The organism is Leclercia sp. UBA5958 (genome assembly GCF_002430365.1).
Taxonomy (GTDB): Bacteria; Pseudomonadota; Gammaproteobacteria; order Enterobacterales; family Enterobacteriaceae; genus Enterobacter; species Enterobacter pneumoniae.
Genome location: NZ_DJCE01000011.1, coordinates 204,532 through 220,753, shown reverse-complemented (window position 1 = coordinate 220,753; position 16,222 = coordinate 204,532). Strand labels below are relative to the sequence as shown.

Below are 16,222 nucleotides of genomic sequence, written 5' to 3'. Positions count from 1 at the left end.
AGAACAATGAATGCCATCACTCAGTAAAGAAGCTGCCCTTGTCCATGAAGCGCTGGTTGCGCGCGGTCTTGAAACCCCGCTACGCCCACCGGTTCAGGAGATGGACAATGAAACCCGTAAACGTCTTATTTCCGGCCACATGACGGAAATCATGCAGCTGCTGAATCTCGATCTGAGTGACGACAGTCTGATGGAGACCCCGCGCCGCATTGCGAAAATGTATGTGGATGAGATCTTCTCCGGGCTGGATTACGCCAACTTCCCGAAAATCACCGTCATTGAAAACAAAATGAAGGTAGATGAGATGGTCACCGTGCGTGATATCACGCTCACCAGCACCTGCGAGCACCATTTCGTGACCATCGACGGTAAAGCAACGGTGGCCTACATTCCGAAAGATGCGGTAATCGGTCTGTCCAAGATCAACCGTATCGTGCAGTTCTTTGCTCAGCGTCCACAGGTTCAGGAGCGTTTAACGCAGCAGATCCTTACCGCGCTGCAGACGCTGCTGGGTACGAATAACGTGGCCGTTTCCATTGATGCCGTGCATTACTGCGTTAAAGCGCGCGGTATTCGCGACGCCACCAGCGCCACCACCACCACATCGCTGGGCGGTCTTTTCAAATCCAGCCAGAACACCCGCCAGGAGTTCCTGCGCGCCGTTCGTCACCACAACTGATCGTCAGGGCAGGGTATATGGAGCGGAATGTCACGCTGGATTTTGTACGTGGCGTTGCCATCCTCGGTATCCTGCTTTTGAATATAAGCGCCTTTGGTCTGCCGAAGGCCGCTTATCTCAATCCTGCCTGGTATGGCGAGATCACTCGCCGCGACGCCTGGACCTGGGCGGTGCTGGATCTCTTCGCTCAGGTTAAATTCCTGACCTTATTTGCCCTGCTGTTCGGCGCCGGACTACAGCTGTTACTGAAACGCGGTAAGCGCTGGATCCAGTCACGCCTGACGCTGTTGGTGCTGCTCGGTTTTCTGCACGGTCTCTTTTTCTGGGATGGCGATATTCTGCTGGCGTATGGGCTGGTGGGGTTAATTTGCTGGCGCATGATCCGCGACGCCCACGGCGTGAAAAATCTCTTTATGACCGGCGTAGTGCTGTATGCCATGGGGATCGGGGTGTTGGTATTGCTGGGGTTAATCTCGGGTGATTCGACCAACCGCTCCTGGGTGCCGGATGCGGCAAACTTACAGTATGAACAGTTCTGGAAGCTTGCCGGAGGCAGTGAAGCCATGACAAATCGCCTTGATATGCTGGGCGATAGTTTGCTGGCGCTCGGGGCACAGTACGGATGGCAACTGGCGGGGATGATGTTAATGGGCGCCGCGCTGATGCGCAGCGGCTGGCTGAAGGGTGAATTTAGTCTGAAGCACTATCGTCGTACTGGCCTGTGGCTGGTGCTGACCGGTATCGCCATCAATCTGCCGGCGGTCATTACGCAGTGGCAGTTGGGGTGGGACTATCGCTGGTGTGCCTTTCTGTTGCAGGCCCCGCGCGAACTGAGTGCACCGTTCCAGACGGTGGGATACGTGGCGTTACTGTATGGTTACTGGCCGCAGCTCTGCCGTTTTCGCCTGGTCACCGCCATCGCCTGCGTGGGGCGCATGGCGCTAAGCAACTATCTTTTGCAAACCCTGATTTGTACGACACTCTTCTACCGGTTGGGCCTGTTTATGAAGTTCGACCGTCTGCAACTGCTGGCATTCGTACTCCCGGTATGGGCCGCAAACATTCTCTTCTCAGTTTACTGGCTGCGCCGGTTCCGCCAGGGTCCGGTTGAATGGCTGTGGCGCCAACTGACCGCCAGGGCTGCCGGTGTTTCATTGAACGATACATCCAGATAACGATCTGGATCACAATCATTAACAAAATGGATGTAACCGTTTTCATCTGTGTGAGCTTCTTCACGTAGTCCCCGCGCTTGCGCTGCCAGAATAGACACCTTGCTAAACACAGGGGGTGTCTGTGAGTTGCTGCAATCTCTTTAAGGATGGTGAATATGATCACCATTCGTGACGTGGCCCGCATCGCGGGCGTTTCTGTTGCCACCGTTTCCCGCGTTTTAAACAACAGCGCGCTGGTCAGCCCTGATACACGCGAAGCCGTGTTGAAAGCGGTGGCCGAGCTTGGCTATCGCCCGAACGCGAATGCCCAGGCGCTGGCCACCCAGGTCAGTGATACCATTGGCGTGGTGGTGATGGATGTGTCGGATGCCTTTTTCGGTGCGCTGGTTAAAGCCGTGGATGTGGTGGCGCAGCAGCATCAGAAGTATGTGCTGATTGGTAACAGCTATCACGAGGCAGAGAAAGAGCGTAACGCCATTGAGGTGCTGATACGTCAGCGCTGTAACGCCCTGATTGTGCACTCAAAAGCCCTTGCCGACGACGAACTGGCCAGCTTTATGGATCAGATCCCAGGCATGGTGCTGATTAACCGGATTGTACCGGGCTACGCCCATCGCTGCGTGGGGTTGGATAACGTCAGCGGGGCGATGATGGCTACCCGGATGCTGCTCAATCATGGTCATCAGCGTATCGGCTATCTGGCCTCCAGTCACCATATTGAAGATGACGTGATGCGTTACGAAGGCTGGCAAAATGCGCTGAAAGAGCAGGGGATAACGCCCTCTGATAGCTGGGTGGGTACCGGAGAGCCTGATATGCAGGGTGGGGAGGCGGCAATGGTAGAGTTGCTGGGCCGAAACCTGCAGTTGACGGCAGTTTTTGCCTACAACGACAGTATGGCTGCCGGCGCCCTGACGGCGCTGAAAGATAATGGCATTGCGGTGCCACAGCATCTCTCTTTGATTGGCTTCGATGATATTCCCATTGCCCGTTACACCGATCCGCAGCTCACTACCGTCCGTTATCCCATTGCTTCTATGGCGAAACTGGCGACAGAACTGGCATTACTGGGCGCGGCGGGGCAACTTGATCCTGATGCGACGCACTGTTTTATGCCAACGCTGGTACGTCGCCATTCCGTTGCCATTCGGCAAATTGTGGCGCCGATCACTAACTAATTATCTGCGGTGATGTAACCGCTTTCAATCTGTGAGTAAATTCACAGTATCTTAACAAGGCGCTGGCTATGATGTCAGCGTTTTAGGGGCTGAAACGCTATGTAACGGTGATTATTCATTTTCACCATAGCAAACGTGCCGCAAACAACGAAAAAAACGCATTCTGGAGCGTTACCGACCAAGGAAGATAGAAATTTTATAAGTGAGCTTCGGTAGTCAGTAACGTTTTTTTAACACACTGCCCGCCGACCGTTATTCACACGAACTACCCTGCATAAAAAAAACCGGAGATACCATGAATAAGAAGGTGTTGACCCTGTCTGCTGTAATGGCAAGCATGCTTTTCGGTGCCGCAGCGCACGCTGCTGATACCCGTATCGGTGTAACTATTTATAAATACGACGACAACTTCATGTCTGTTGTGCGTAAAGCTATCGAGAAAGATGCTAAAGCAGCGCCAGATGTTCAGCTGCTGATGAATGACTCCCAGAATGACCAGTCCAAACAGAACGATCAGATTGACGTTCTGCTGGCGAAGGGCGTTAAAGCCCTGGCAATCAACCTGGTTGACCCGGCTGCTGCAGGCACCGTTATTGAAAAAGCACGTGGCCAGAACGTTCCTATCGTCTTCTTCAACAAAGAACCTTCCCGTAAAGCGCTGGATAGCTACGACAAAGCGTTCTACGTGGGCACCGACTCGAAAGAATCCGGCATTATCCAGGGCGACCTGATTGCTAAACACTGGGCGGCTAACCCGAACTGGGACCTGAACAAAGATGGTCAGATTCAGTTCGTGCTGCTGAAAGGCGAGCCGGGCCACCCGGATGCAGAAGCGCGTACCTCTTACGTGATTAAAGAGCTGAATGACAAGGGCCTGAAGACCCAGCAGCTGGCGTTAGATACCGCAATGTGGGATACCGCTCAGGCGAAAGATAAGATGGACGCATGGCTCTCTGGCCCGAATGCGAACAAAATTGAAGTGGTCATTGCCAACAACGATGCGATGGCAATGGGTGCGGTAGAAGCGCTGAAAGCACACAACAAATCCTCTGTTCCGGTATTCGGTGTTGATGCCCTGCCAGAAGCGCTGGCTCTGGTTAAATCTGGCGCAATGGCCGGTACCGTTCTGAACGATGCCAACAACCAGGCGAAAGCCACCTTCGACCTGGCGAAAAACCTGGCCGACGGTAAAGGTGCCGCTGATGGCACCAACTGGAAAATTGAAAATAAAATCGTACGCGTACCTTACGTGGGCGTAGACCAGTCCAACCTGGCTGAGTTTATCGGTAAATAAGTTCTTTTTTGTAAGTTCTCACTGGGCGCAATTCGTTGCGCCCTTTTATAACGCGATATGCGAGGCCAACAAGGTATAATTATGGTCAGCACAAATACTCAGTCGTCGGGTGAATTCTTGTTGGAAATGAGCAATATCAACAAGTCTTTCCCGGGCGTTAAGGCTCTCGATAATGTTAATTTGAAAGTGCGTCCTCACTCTATTCACGCGTTGATGGGGGAGAACGGTGCAGGTAAATCAACATTATTAAAATGCCTTTTTGGAATCTATTCTAAAGATTCAGGTAGCATTCTTTTTCAGGGGAAAGAGATTGACTTCCATTCGGCCAAAGAAGCACTGGAAAACGGCATTTCAATGGTGCACCAGGAATTAAACCTGGTTCTCCAGCGTTCTGTTATGGACAATATGTGGCTGGGGCGTTACCCCACTAAAGGCGTATTTGTCGATCAGGACAAAATGTATCGCGATACCAAAGCGATTTTTGATGAACTGGATATTGATATTGACCCACGGGCCCGCGTTGGCACGCTATCCGTTTCTCAAATGCAGATGATCGAAATTGCGAAAGCCTTTTCCTATGATGCCAAGATTGTCATTATGGATGAACCGACTTCTTCCTTAACGGAAAAAGAGGTGAACCATCTGTTTACTATTATCCGCAAGCTGAAAGAGCGTGGCTGCGGCATTGTTTATATCTCGCATAAGATGGAAGAGATCTTCCAGCTCTGCGATGAAATCACCATTCTGCGTGACGGTCAGTGGATTGCCACTCAGCCTCTTGAAGGGCTGGATATGGATAAGATCATCGCCATGATGGTGGGGCGCTCACTGAACCAGCGCTTCCCGGACCGCGAGAACGTCCCGGGCGAAGTGATCCTCGAGGTCCGTAACCTGACCTCTCTGCGTCAACCCTCGATTCGTGATGTCTCCTTCGACCTGCATAAGGGCGAGATCCTGGGCATTGCCGGTCTGGTGGGGGCGAAGCGTACCGATATCGTGGAAACCCTGTTTGGTATCCGTGAAAAATCGGGCGGCACCATTACCCTGCATGGTAAAAAAATTAATAACCATAACGCCAACGAAGCCATTAACCATGGTTTTGCGCTGGTCACCGAAGAGCGCCGCTCTACCGGTATTTACGCTTATCTGGATATTAACTTTAACTCGTTAATTTCTAATATTCGCAACTATAAAAATAAAGTCGGTCTGCTGGATAATTCCCGCATGAAGAGTGATACCCAGTGGGTTATTGACTCAATGCGCGTTAAAACGCCAGGGCACCGCACCCAGATTGGTTCTCTCTCTGGTGGTAACCAGCAGAAAGTCATTATTGGCCGCTGGTTGTTGACCCAGCCCGAAATTTTAATGCTGGACGAACCCACCCGTGGCATTGACGTAGGTGCAAAATTTGAAATCTATCAGCTGATTGCTGAACTGGCTAAAAAGAATAAAGGGATCATTATTATTTCTTCCGAAATGCCGGAATTGTTAGGGATCACAGACCGTATTCTGGTAATGAGCAATGGTCTCGTTGCCGGAATTGTTGACACCAAAACGACAACGCAAAACGAAATTCTCCGTCTTGCGTCTTTGCACCTTTAAGATCAGGGGCTCCTCATGAGTGCGTTAAATAAAAAAAGTTTTCTCACTTATCTGAAAGAAGGCGGTATTTACGTTGTTCTTTTAGTGTTACTGGCCATTATTATTTTCCAGGACCCCACGTTCTTAAGCTTATTGAACTTGAGTAACATCCTGACCCAGTCCTCCGTGCGTATTATCATCGCCCTCGGCGTTGCCGGGCTGATTGTAACCCAGGGGACTGACCTCTCTGCCGGACGTCAGGTGGGTCTGGCTGCGGTTGTCGCCGCCACGCTGTTGCAGTCGATGGAGAACGCCAACAAGGTGTTCCCGGAGATGGCGACCATGCCGATTTTCGTGGTTATGCTCATCGTCTGCGCAGTGGGTGCCGTCATTGGTCTGATTAACGGCATTATCATCGCTTACCTGAACGTGACGCCGTTTATCACCACCCTGGGTACGATGATCATCGTTTACGGTATCAACTCCCTGTACTACGACTTCGTAGGCGCATCGCCTATTTCTGGCTTCGACAGCGGATTCTCCTCCTTCACGCAGGGCTTTATCGCACTCGGGAGCTTCCGTCTTTCGTATATCACCTTCTATGCGTTGATTGCGGTGGCCTTCGTCTGGATCCTGTGGAACAAGACCCGTTTTGGCAAAAACATCTTCGCTATCGGCGGCAACCCGGAAGCGGCAAAAGTGTCTGGCGTTAACGTTGGCCTGAATCTGCTGATGATTTATGCGCTGTCGGGTGTCTTCTATGCCTTCGGTGGGATGCTGGAAGCGGGCCGTATCGGTTCGGCAACCAACAACCTCGGCTTTATGTACGAACTGGATGCGATTGCAGCCTGCGTAGTGGGCGGCGTCTCGTTCAGCGGCGGTGTGGGTACCGTACTCGGCGTGGTGACGGGGGTCATTATCTTTACCGTTATCAACTACGGTCTGACCTATATCGGCGTGAACCCTTACTGGCAGTACATTATCAAGGGCGGCATTATTATCTTCGCCGTTGCGCTGGATTCATTGAAATACGCGCGTAAGAAATAATCTATCCATCTGTTATCAGGCCCGCTTACTGTGCGGGCTTTTTTATTTCCAGCAAAGAAGAGAGGGTGGGCTAGTTTCGTGGCGACGCAACGTATCCTGCAACGTTCGACTGTCAACGCAAAGCAGAAGTAGCACCTGGGCTGCGAGACACAGATGTCTTGTTAACGTTCAGAGAAAAATACGAAAAGGTCCGCTTTGTGCCAGAAGCGGACATTCATATTTTAATGTTGAGAACCTTAGCCGCTTTGCTAATGAAAACAGGGGATCTACACCCAACATGCAATGCGACTTCCTTACCTGGCTCAGCGCTGAAACTCACCAAAGCCAACGTCGCTTGGGTTCTTGCCAGGCTCCGTGCCACAGGTCAAAACGTGTGAGTGGGTCGAGTTTTTTTAGCACGGCAACTTCACCCGCGGATAAGAGACTTCGCTCCGAAATAGAAATACCGAAAAGGCCTTCACCGACCGGAAATATTTCACATTCTGATGTCAGCGCTCCCAATGCTTTCTCTATCTTGGTACGTTCTGATTTGATAATTAATTGGAGTCCCATCAGCTTCTAAACTCCACAATCGCTACCTGCTCAAGCGCTTGCCTGACCAAGGCCTGAGCCTGATCAGGGATAAATTGTCCTCTGATGTCATAGACGACCCGGCAAGTTTGAATGTGCGGTGGAAGCTGCGATAGTCCCCAGCTTATTCTGGCAATATTGTATGCAATACTGAGTCTTATCGATTCCGGTGATGCCAGACTGTGGTTGGCCACAAGTACAAACTCGCCGCGTTCTTCATTTATAAACTCCGGGGTGAACATTACGCCTCCCTTACATTGTCTTCGCCAAACGCTGGAAATTGAATGCTTTTTCATCAATACCTTATCTTGTCAGAAATCCTGTTCGAGTCGCGATGTCCGCACCTCGCTCATTGCAGACATCAGTTCGAGGACTTTTATCATAACTCTCTGACTGCACGTATCCATGAAAAAGCCCGCGATAGGGAGTCAGTCCAATAGCGGGCTCTCTGTGCAATGATGAGACTTGCCGTCTCCTTTTCGCCGTAAATAAAACGGCTACTTTTTCTCTTTTTTCTGGAAATCCAGCAGTTGCTCCGGCGTGACCGCCGGGTAACCCTGCGCGTCTTCCGGCACTTCGTGTTGGGTGGGGATCGGCACCAGTGGGCCTAAAAAGCGCGGTTCACGTTTGAAGAGGTAGAGATCAGCCAGCGCACCCAGACGTGCGCCAAATTCGCGTACCCGTACGGTGAGCATATCTTTCGGCGACGGGACCGCGTAGCACTGGGCCTGAATGCCCATATGCAGCGCAATAAACAGCGCGCGTTCGCAATGGAAGCGCTGAGTGATAATGATAAAGTCGTTGGTATCAAAGACTTTACGGGTGCGCACAATCGAGTCCAGGGTACGAAAACCAGCATAGTCGAGCACGATATCCGCGGGGTCGACCCCGGCGGCAATCAGATCTTTACGCATCGTGACCGGCTCGTTATAGCTCTGGAGTGCATTATCGCCGCTCAGCAGCAGGTAGTTTACCTTGCCGCTGTTATAGGCATTCAGCGCCCCCTGAATACGGTAGCGGTAATACTGATTGATCACCCCGGTGCGGTAATACTTGGCGGTACCCAGCACCACGCCCACCTGGCGGTAAGGCAAGTCTTGCAGGTCGTCGAAGATGTAAGGGGCGGTTTTCCAGCTCATCCAGCGGTCGAGGCCAAGCGCAGTCAACAGCACGATGCCAGTCAGGACAAAGAGGCTGTAAAAAACGCGCTTAAACATGGAGATGACTCGTGTCGTGGGTGAAATTTCACTCAGGCTACTTTACCCGTCTGGTAAGCGCAAGAAACGGCGGTTTAATTGGGGGGATTTTCACCAGATACGCGGGCATTTCTGCCCGCGAAGCGGATCAGGCCAGCAAGGTGCGGTCAATATTCTGGCAGCCCAGCGCCTTCAGGGTTGCCACCGTAGCATCCCACTGAATGAGCGACGCATCGGCTTTTTCAGCCAGCATGGCGCGCTGAATGTCCGGATAATCATAGCCATTCAGACTCAGCAGATTCAGGGCACCCTGCAATGGGGGCAGGGTCGGGTTGAATGCCGCGTTCTCAGCATAGCTACCCGTGAAGATCGTACCGTCCCGGCACTCCAGGGCCACACCGCTCGGGGCGTTACTATAAGGGGCGTGGGATTGGTTGGCGGCGGCGATGGCGGCCTGAGTTAAGGCGTCGCCACTCAGAGCGAACCCCTGATTCTGCTCATCCATCAGGAGGGTTTTGATCTCCAGATCTTTTGGACCAAAAGCATCAGGCAGGTAATCGGCCAGCATATGAGGGGCGCGACCCGGCAGGTTGATGCGCAGCTCTAAGCCGCTATTCAGCTCATTCATAAACTGACGACAGTGGCCGCAAGGCGTGTAATTTACGGTGATGGCGCTCAGCCCTTTTTCACCGCGCAGCCAGGCATGGCTGATGGCGCTCTGCTCGGCATGCACCGTCTGCTGCATGGTGGCGCCCAGAAACTCCATATTGCCGCCAAAATACCAGGTGCCGCTCACGCCGCGCGCAATGGCACCGACGTTAAAGTGCGAAAGATCAGCGCGTGCGCAGGCGGCGGCCAGCGGCAGTAGCGCAAAGGCCAGCGCGTCGTCATCCAGATCGGTTGCCCGTTTCAGGGCGGTGACCTGTTCAGCCGTCAGCAGGGCGGGGAAGTGCGCATCTGCCAGAATCGGGGCCAGGGCTGATTGCAAATTCTCTGCAAGCTGGGCAAAAGCTGATTGAAAACGTGGGTGCATGGCATTGCCTCATAAGGATTAATGGATCGGTAGTGTACGGAGCCGCAACCGGTTTATATGTGACGGCGATCTCATTATGTGTGCAACTTATGAAACAGAAATGAAAAATGCGCGACGCGTCGCAAATTTTAGCCCATTACCGCCAGAATCACCGGGAACAGGAACGGCGCGAGAAGCGAGGTCATGATCCCGCAAATCACCAGCGCCAGCGAACTGAAAGCCCCTTCCTGATAATCCAGCTCGGCACAGCGTGCGGTGCCAAGGGCATGCGACGCGGTTCCCATCGCTAAGCCGCGGGCTGCTTTAGTCCGAATGCGCATCAGATTCAGCAGCGTGTGACCAAACACCGCCCCGAGGATGCCGACAAAAATTACACAAACGGCGCTAATGGCCGGGATACCGCCAATGCTTCCGCCCACCGCCATCGCAATAGGGGTCGTGACCGATTTCGGTAAAATAGAGGCGGCGATTTGCGGTGATGCCCCCATCAGCAGTGCAACCGAGGTACCGGTGATCATCGCCACCACGCTGCCCACCAGGCAGATAGTGATGATGGATTTCCAGCGCGCACGGATTTGATGCAGCTGTTCATACAGCGGGAAAGCCAGCGCCACGACCGCAGGCTGCAGGAGATCGTTGAGCACTTTACTGCCAGCAAAATAGTGCTCGTACGAGATACCGGTCACCAGCAGGAAAGGGATGATAACCACCATCGCCACCAGTAACGGATTGAGCAGCGGCATCTTAAAACGCATGGCGAGCTTACGCGCGGCGAAGAAGACGGCCAGGGTTAATGGCAATGACCACCAGATATTTGCCATCATTTCTTACTCTCCTTCTCGCCAATTACTTTGCGCTCACCATGAACCAGGTGTGAACTCCAGCTCACCACCAGGAAGACCACCAGAGTGCTGATAAAACAGGAAACAACGATCGGACCATACTGGGCTTTTAGCAGGTCGTAATACTGCATCACCCCCACGCCGATGGGGACAAACAGCAGCGCCATATAGCGAATCAGCACCGAGCATCCCGGTTTAACCCACTTCGCTGGAATGATCTGCAGCGCCAGTAAGACAAAGAGGATCAGCATGCCTATGATGCTGCCCGGAATGGTGATCGGCAGCAGCGATGCCAGGAAGTTACCCACGTAGAGGCAGAGATAGATAAATATGAACGCGCGCAGATACTGCCAGACGTTATTCAATGATTTGTTCATGGTGAAAGCCCTTGAAGAAACGCATTCATCATACAATTAAACCCGGAAACGTGCTACGGATCACATCATGAAATTTGAGCATACCAGACATTGCTTTTTGGAACGTCGGGCATTTCCACAAACACGGGTGACAAGCCTTCGCTGACGATATACGATTTATATATGAATCATTACGGAGTATATAAATGGGTATCGTAAAAATTTCCGACCTGCTGCATGACGACATTCGTGATGCCAGCAAAGCCATGTCACGTTCGGTCAACGCTCAGGCCGAATACTGGATCCGCCTCGGTATGATGAGTGAGCTCTACCCTGAACTTAATCATCAGCAGATCAAGATGATGATGCTGAAATCCGGCTCCGACCGTTTACTGGAGGTGATCAATGCCATCAATTCTCATTAAAAGCGCAGACGAGCTGGCGCGCCAGCGTCATGCGGGCGAACTGCTGGCCTCGGTCTTTACCATGCTGGAGGACTTTATTAAGCCAGGCGTCACCACCATGGAGATCAACGACCGGGTGGAAGCCTTTATTGTTAATCAACTCCAGGCCCGTCCGGCCAGTAAAGGGCAGTACGATTTCCCGTATGTGCTTAACACCTCGGTAAATGATGTGGTCTGCCACGGTATCCCGAAATCGTCCGAGCACCTGAAATCCGGGTCCATCGTCAATGTCGACATCACGCTCGAAAAAGCGGGCATGATTGCCGACTCCAGTAAAATGTATCTCATTGGCGACGTCTCGCCGCTGGCCCGTCGACTGGTTAATAAAACGTACGAGGCGATGTGGAGAGGGATTAAGGCCGTGAAGCCGGGCGCGACGCTGGGGGACATTGGCCATGCGATTCAGTCTTATGTTGAGAGCAACGGCTACAGCGTGGTACGGGAATATTGTGGGCACGGTATCGGCAAAGAGATGCACGAAGAGCCGCAGGTCTTGCACTATGGAAAGCCCGGTGAAGGCGCTGTGCTCAAAGAAGGGATGGTCTTTACCATCGAACCGATGATCAACCAGGGCGACAGCCGTATCAAGACCAAAAAAGATGGCTGGACGGTGGTGACCCGCGACAAAAAACTCTCGGCCCAGTGGGAACATACCATCGCCGTCACGGCGGAGGGTTTTGAAGTGCTGACGCTGCGCCCGGAAGAGACGGTGCCTGAGTAAGCGCCGGGCTTTCCACATACCGGGAGAGCGGCTACTATAGCGCGTCTTTTTTCACAGGTACGAACAATGCGTGTATTACTGGCGCCGATGGAAGGCGTGCTCGACTCACTGGTGCGCGAGCTGCTGACCGAGGTTAACGATTACGATCTCTGCATCACCGAATTTCTGCGCGTGGTCGATATGTTGCTGCCAGTAAAGTCGTTTTACAGACTCTGCCCTGAACTCCACAACCAGAGCCGCACCTCTACGGGCACCCTGGTAAGGGTACAGTTGCTGGGGCAATATCCCGAGTGGCTGGCAGAAAACGCCGCCCGGGCGGTGGAGCTGGGGTCGTATGGTGTGGATCTCAACTGCGGCTGCCCTTCGAAGCTGGTTAACGGCAGCGGCGGCGGAGCCACGCTGTTAAAAGATCCTGAGCTTATCTACCGTGGCGCAAAGGCGATGCGCGAAGCGGTACCCGCGCACTTGCCGGTGACGGTAAAAGTGCGGTTGGGATGGGACAACAGCGATCGCCAGTTTGAGATTGCCGATGCCGTGCAGCAGGCGGGGGCCAGCGAGATGGTGGTTCACGGGCGGACTAAAGAAGATGGCTACAAGGCAGAACGCATTAACTGGCAGGCCATCGGCGAGATCCGTAAACGCCTGTCGATTCCGGTTATTGCCAACGGTGAGATCTGGGATTACGAAAGTGCCCAGGCCTGTATGGCCGCTACCGGCTGTGATTCGGTCATGATTGGCCGTGGCGCCCTGAACGTGCCCAATCTGAGCCGGGTCATAAAATATAACGCGCCGCGCATGCCCTGGGCGGAGGTGGTGACCTTGCTGCAAAAATACAGTCGTCTGGAAAAGCAGGGTGATACCGGGTTGTATCATGTGGCGCGCATTAAACAGTGGCTCAGTTATCTGCGCAAAGAGTATGACGAGGCGCTGTCGTTATTTCAGGAGATCCGCACGCTGCAAACCTCAGCAGAGATTGCGCGCGTCATCCAGGCAAAATAATACCCGCTCGGGCAGGCTCGGGGCTTTTAGATGCCTCTTTCGCCCAGCATTAAAAGGCCTTTGGTACGCAAATCGCCTGCTGGCTGTACAGTGGCCGAGAGCGATCTCCATCACGTTTCTGTTCGTGGCGGATTGAGGCTACGAATGAAAGTGATAGAGTACCTGAACTGGATTGTTACTGCTGCGGCAGGCAAAACCTGATTTCTGGCTTCCGCCGGAGGTCAGGTTTTTTTGTTTTTGGGGTTCCGATGATCATCGCCAAAATTCTTAATAATAATGTGGTGGTTGTTCAGGATGAACACGGGCGCGAACAGGTCGTGATGGGTCGTGGGCTGGCCTTTCAAAAGCGCGTGGGTGAGAACCTGGATAAAGAGAAAGTGGAAAAGGTGTTCGCACTGCAAAGTGACGAACTGGTGCATCGCCTCGGGGAGCTTCTCAGTCAGATCCCTCTGGAAGTGATGACCACCTGTGACCGCATTATCGGGCTGGCGGCGCAGCGACTGGGTAAATTGCAGGAGAGTTTATACATCACCCTGACCGACCACTGCTACTTCGCCATTGAGCGGCAGAAGAAGGGGCTGGCGATTAAAAACGTGCTGCTGTGGGAGATCAAACGCCTTTATCCAAAAGAGTTTGAACTGGGACAGGAAGCCCGGGCCATCATCGCCAGAAGGCTCGACGTCGCCTTAGCCGAAGATGAGGCCGGCTTTATCGCGCTGCATCTGGTGACCGCCCAGTTGAATAGCGAAATGCCGGAGGTGATGCACGTTACGCGCGTGATGCAGGAAATTCTGCAGCTAGTGAAGTATCAACTGCAGCTGGAGTATGACGAGGAGTCGCTCAGTTATCAGCGCTTCGTCACCCACCTGAAGTTCTTCGCCCAGCGCATGCTGACGCGAACCGTCGTGGAAGATGACGACGTCTCGCTGCATACCGCGGTGAAAGATAACTATGCGAAGGCGTGGAAATGCGCCGAGAAGATCGCACAGCATCTGCAAAAAAGTTATCAGCGCGAGCTGACAACCGAAGAGATTATGTTCCTCGCTATCCATATTGAGCGGGTAAGAAAAGAGGGGCGTTAAGCCTCAACAACTGGATTGTTACTGCATTACGCAGGCAAAACCTGAGCGCGGCCCCCTGATGGGGGTCGTTCTCGGGTTTTTTTATTTTTAGTCTCAGTCAACGGGTGCCTGCGGGCATTGAAGAAGGAAATCGAGATGGAATATCAAGCATTGGCAAAGGATATTCTCGCCCACGTCGGGGGCAAGGAGAACATTGTCAGTCTGGTGCATTGCGCCACCCGGCTTCGCTTTAAACTGAAAGAGAGCCAAAAGGCGGATGCTGAGGGGCTGAAGAAAAACCCGGGCGTGATTATGGTTGTCGAAAGCGGCGGCCAGTTTCAGGTGGTGATCGGCAACCACGTTAACGATGTGTGGAAAGCCGTTCGTCATGAAGCCGGGCTCACCGATGAAACGCCGGTGACGGAAGAGGCGGGCGACAAAGGTAATCTGCTTGGCCGTTTGATCGACATCGTTTCGGGCATCTTTACTCCCTTTATCGGCATTCTGGCCGCCTCCGGTATTTTAAAAGGGCTGCTGGCGCTGGCGGTAGTCTGCGGCTGGCTGACCACCGACAGTGGCACCTACAAAATTTGGTTTGCGGCGAGCGATGCGCTCTTCTTCTTCTTCCCACTGGTACTGGGTTACACCGCCGGTAAGAAATTTGGCGGTAATCCCTTCATCACCATGGTCATCGGGGGGGCGCTAACCCATCCGATGATGATTCAGGCCTTTGAGGCCAGCCAGCAGGCAGGGGCGATGGAGGACGCTTTCCTCGGGATCCCTGTCACCTGGTTCAACTACAGTTCATCGGTGATTCCGATCATTCTCGCTGCCTGGGTCAGCTGCTGGCTGGAGAAGCAGAGCGTAAAACGCCTGCCCTCTTCGATGAAAAACTTCTTTACCCCGCTCATCTGTCTGGGCGTGACTGTGCCGCTGACTTTCCTGGTCATTGGGCCGATTGCCACCTGGCTTAGCCAGATGCTGGCAAACGGGTACCAGTGGATTTACGTGCTGGCGCCGTGGCTGGCAGGGGCGGCAATGGGGGCGCTCTGGCAGGTCTGCGTGATCTTCGGCCTGCACTGGGGGCTGGTGCCGCTGATGATTAACAACCTTGCGGTACTGGGGCATGACTCTATGCTGCCAATGTTGCTGCCGGCGGTGTTTGGCCAGGTGGGCGCCGCGCTGGGTATCTTCCTGCGTACCCGTGATAGCCGTCAGAAAATGTTGGCCGGTTCGTCCGTCACCGCAGGGATTTTTGGCATCACTGAACCAGCGGTCTATGGCGTGAACTTGCCGCTGCGTCGTCCGTTTATCTTTGGTTGTGTGGCGGGGGCTATCGGCGGCGCGATTGTGGGTTTCAGCGATACTCACGTCTACTCCTTCGGCTTTGCCAATATCTTTACCGTGGCGCAGATGATCCCGCCAGGCGGCGTGGATGCCACCCTGTGGGGCGGTATTATCGGTACGCTGGTGGCACTGGTGTTGAGCTGTGCCATGACGTTGGTGGCCGGGATGCCGGGCCGGGCAGCGGAATCTACCCCGGTGGCGGTGCCCCCGGGTGAAAACGATGTGCTGTCGCCGATGACCGGCACCGTACTGGCTCTGGATCAGGTGCCGGATACCACCTTTGCCAGCGGGCTGCTGGGCAACGGCGCGGCAATTATTCCTTCAGACAACAAAGTAATCGCCCCATTTGCCGGGGAGGTGGCCTCGCTGTTTGCCACCAAACATGCCATCGGCCTGCTGAGCGACAGCGGCATTGAGGTGCTGATTCATGTGGGAATCGACACCGTTAAGCTCGACGGCAAACCCTTTACCGCTCACGTGAAGGTAGGTGACAAAGTTCAGCCGGGCGATCTGCTGCTGGAGTTCGATCGCCAGGCGATTATCGATGCCGGCTACGATCTGGCGACCCCTATCATTATCAGTAATAGCGACGAGTACCGGGACGTAGCCACCGTGGCGGCCACTGCCGTCAATGCGGGCACGCCGTTACTCTGCGTCAGCCATTAATAACAGGAGAACC

At 53.5% G+C, this 16,222-nt stretch carries 16 protein-coding genes; 11 read left to right on the top strand and 5 right to left on the bottom strand.

Annotated elements, in window-relative coordinates:
- Positions 1–10 precede the first annotated feature (10 nt).
- The 6 genes from folE (at position 11) to mglC (ending at position 6,954) form a co-directional block, all read left to right on the top strand.
- On the top strand, positions 11–679 hold the full coding sequence (gene folE, locus B2Q93_RS16505) for a GTP cyclohydrolase I FolE (RefSeq protein ID WP_046884737.1): 669 nt from the start codon (positions 11–13) through the stop codon (positions 677–679).
- Positions 680–696: 17 nt separating this feature from the next.
- Positions 697–1,854: a DUF418 domain-containing protein YeiB gene (gene yeiB / locus B2Q93_RS16500; RefSeq protein WP_286933794.1), complete on the top strand. Its 1,158-nt coding sequence runs from the start codon at positions 697–699 to the stop codon at positions 1,852–1,854.
- A gap of 155 nt (positions 1,855–2,009) precedes the next feature.
- Positions 2,010–3,032 carry an HTH-type transcriptional regulator GalS gene (gene galS, locus B2Q93_RS16495; protein ID WP_040074796.1) on the top strand — a complete coding sequence of 341 codons (1,023 nt, stop codon included), beginning with the start codon at positions 2,010–2,012 and terminating at the stop codon, positions 3,030–3,032.
- Positions 3,033–3,327: 295 nt separating this feature from the next.
- Positions 3,328–4,326 carry a galactose/glucose ABC transporter substrate-binding protein MglB gene (gene mglB, locus B2Q93_RS16490; protein WP_046884739.1) on the top strand — a complete coding sequence of 333 codons (999 nt, stop codon included), beginning with the start codon at positions 3,328–3,330 and terminating at the stop codon, positions 4,324–4,326.
- An 81-nt stretch (positions 4,327–4,407) separates the two neighbouring features.
- Positions 4,408–5,928, top strand: coding sequence for a galactose/methyl galactoside ABC transporter ATP-binding protein MglA (gene mglA, locus B2Q93_RS16485; protein WP_046884740.1), 1,521 nt, complete (start codon positions 4,408–4,410; stop codon positions 5,926–5,928).
- 15 nt (positions 5,929–5,943) lie between these two features.
- A complete protein-coding gene (gene mglC, locus B2Q93_RS16480) occupies positions 5,944–6,954 on the top strand; it encodes a galactose/methyl galactoside ABC transporter permease MglC (protein WP_040074800.1) in 1,011 nt (336 codons plus the stop codon).
- A gap of 551 nt (positions 6,955–7,505) precedes the next feature.
- Here the strand turns inward: mglC and B2Q93_RS16475 are convergent.
- From B2Q93_RS16475 to B2Q93_RS16455, 5 genes are all read right to left on the bottom strand, one after another.
- Positions 7,506–7,766, bottom strand: coding sequence for a hypothetical protein (locus B2Q93_RS16475; RefSeq protein ID WP_286933792.1), 261 nt, complete (start codon positions 7,764–7,766; stop codon positions 7,506–7,508).
- 255 nt (positions 7,767–8,021) lie between these two features.
- Positions 8,022–8,741 carry an outer membrane permeability protein SanA gene (sanA, locus tag B2Q93_RS16470; RefSeq protein ID WP_286933791.1) on the bottom strand — a complete coding sequence of 240 codons (720 nt, stop codon included), beginning with the start codon at positions 8,739–8,741 and terminating at the stop codon, positions 8,022–8,024.
- A gap of 127 nt (positions 8,742–8,868) precedes the next feature.
- Positions 8,869–9,753 (bottom strand): cytidine deaminase, encoded by an 885-nt coding sequence (cdd, locus tag B2Q93_RS16465; protein ID WP_286933790.1) that lies wholly within the window; start codon positions 9,751–9,753, stop codon positions 8,869–8,871.
- Positions 9,754–9,881: 128 nt separating this feature from the next.
- The gene (locus B2Q93_RS16460) at positions 9,882–10,577 is read right to left on the bottom strand and encodes a CidB/LrgB family autolysis modulator (protein WP_040074807.1); all 696 of its coding nucleotides are present in this window, start codon (positions 10,575–10,577) and stop codon (positions 9,882–9,884) included.
- A complete protein-coding gene (locus B2Q93_RS16455) occupies positions 10,574–10,972 on the bottom strand; it encodes a CidA/LrgA family protein (protein ID WP_040074808.1) in 399 nt (132 codons plus the stop codon). Before B2Q93_RS16455 ends, B2Q93_RS16460 begins: the two co-directional genes overlap by 4 nt.
- 185 nt (positions 10,973–11,157) lie before the next feature.
- Here B2Q93_RS16455 and B2Q93_RS16450 point away from each other — a divergent pair, with 185 nt between their 5' ends.
- From B2Q93_RS16450 to bglF, 5 genes are all read left to right on the top strand, one after another.
- Complete coding sequence (locus B2Q93_RS16450) at positions 11,158–11,376, top strand: ParD-like family protein (RefSeq protein ID WP_004868736.1); 219 nt, start codon at positions 11,158–11,160, stop codon at positions 11,374–11,376.
- Entirely contained in the window at positions 11,357–12,136 is a 780-nt protein-coding gene (gene map / locus B2Q93_RS16445; protein WP_286933788.1) for a type I methionyl aminopeptidase, read from the top strand. The genes B2Q93_RS16450 and map overlap by 20 nt, the downstream gene beginning before the upstream one ends.
- 66 nt (positions 12,137–12,202) lie before the next feature.
- The gene (gene dusC, locus B2Q93_RS16440; protein WP_286933787.1) at positions 12,203–13,135 is read left to right on the top strand and encodes a tRNA dihydrouridine(16) synthase DusC; all 933 of its coding nucleotides are present in this window, start codon (positions 12,203–12,205) and stop codon (positions 13,133–13,135) included.
- 248 nt (positions 13,136–13,383) lie between these two features.
- Complete coding sequence (gene licT, locus B2Q93_RS16435) at positions 13,384–14,217, top strand: BglG family transcription antiterminator LicT (RefSeq protein ID WP_212477758.1); 834 nt, start codon at positions 13,384–13,386, stop codon at positions 14,215–14,217.
- A 135-nt stretch (positions 14,218–14,352) separates the two neighbouring features.
- Positions 14,353–16,209 carry a PTS beta-glucoside transporter subunit IIABC gene (bglF, locus tag B2Q93_RS16430; RefSeq protein ID WP_286933786.1) on the top strand — a complete coding sequence of 619 codons (1,857 nt, stop codon included), beginning with the start codon at positions 14,353–14,355 and terminating at the stop codon, positions 16,207–16,209.
- Positions 16,210–16,222: the final 13 nt, after the last annotated feature.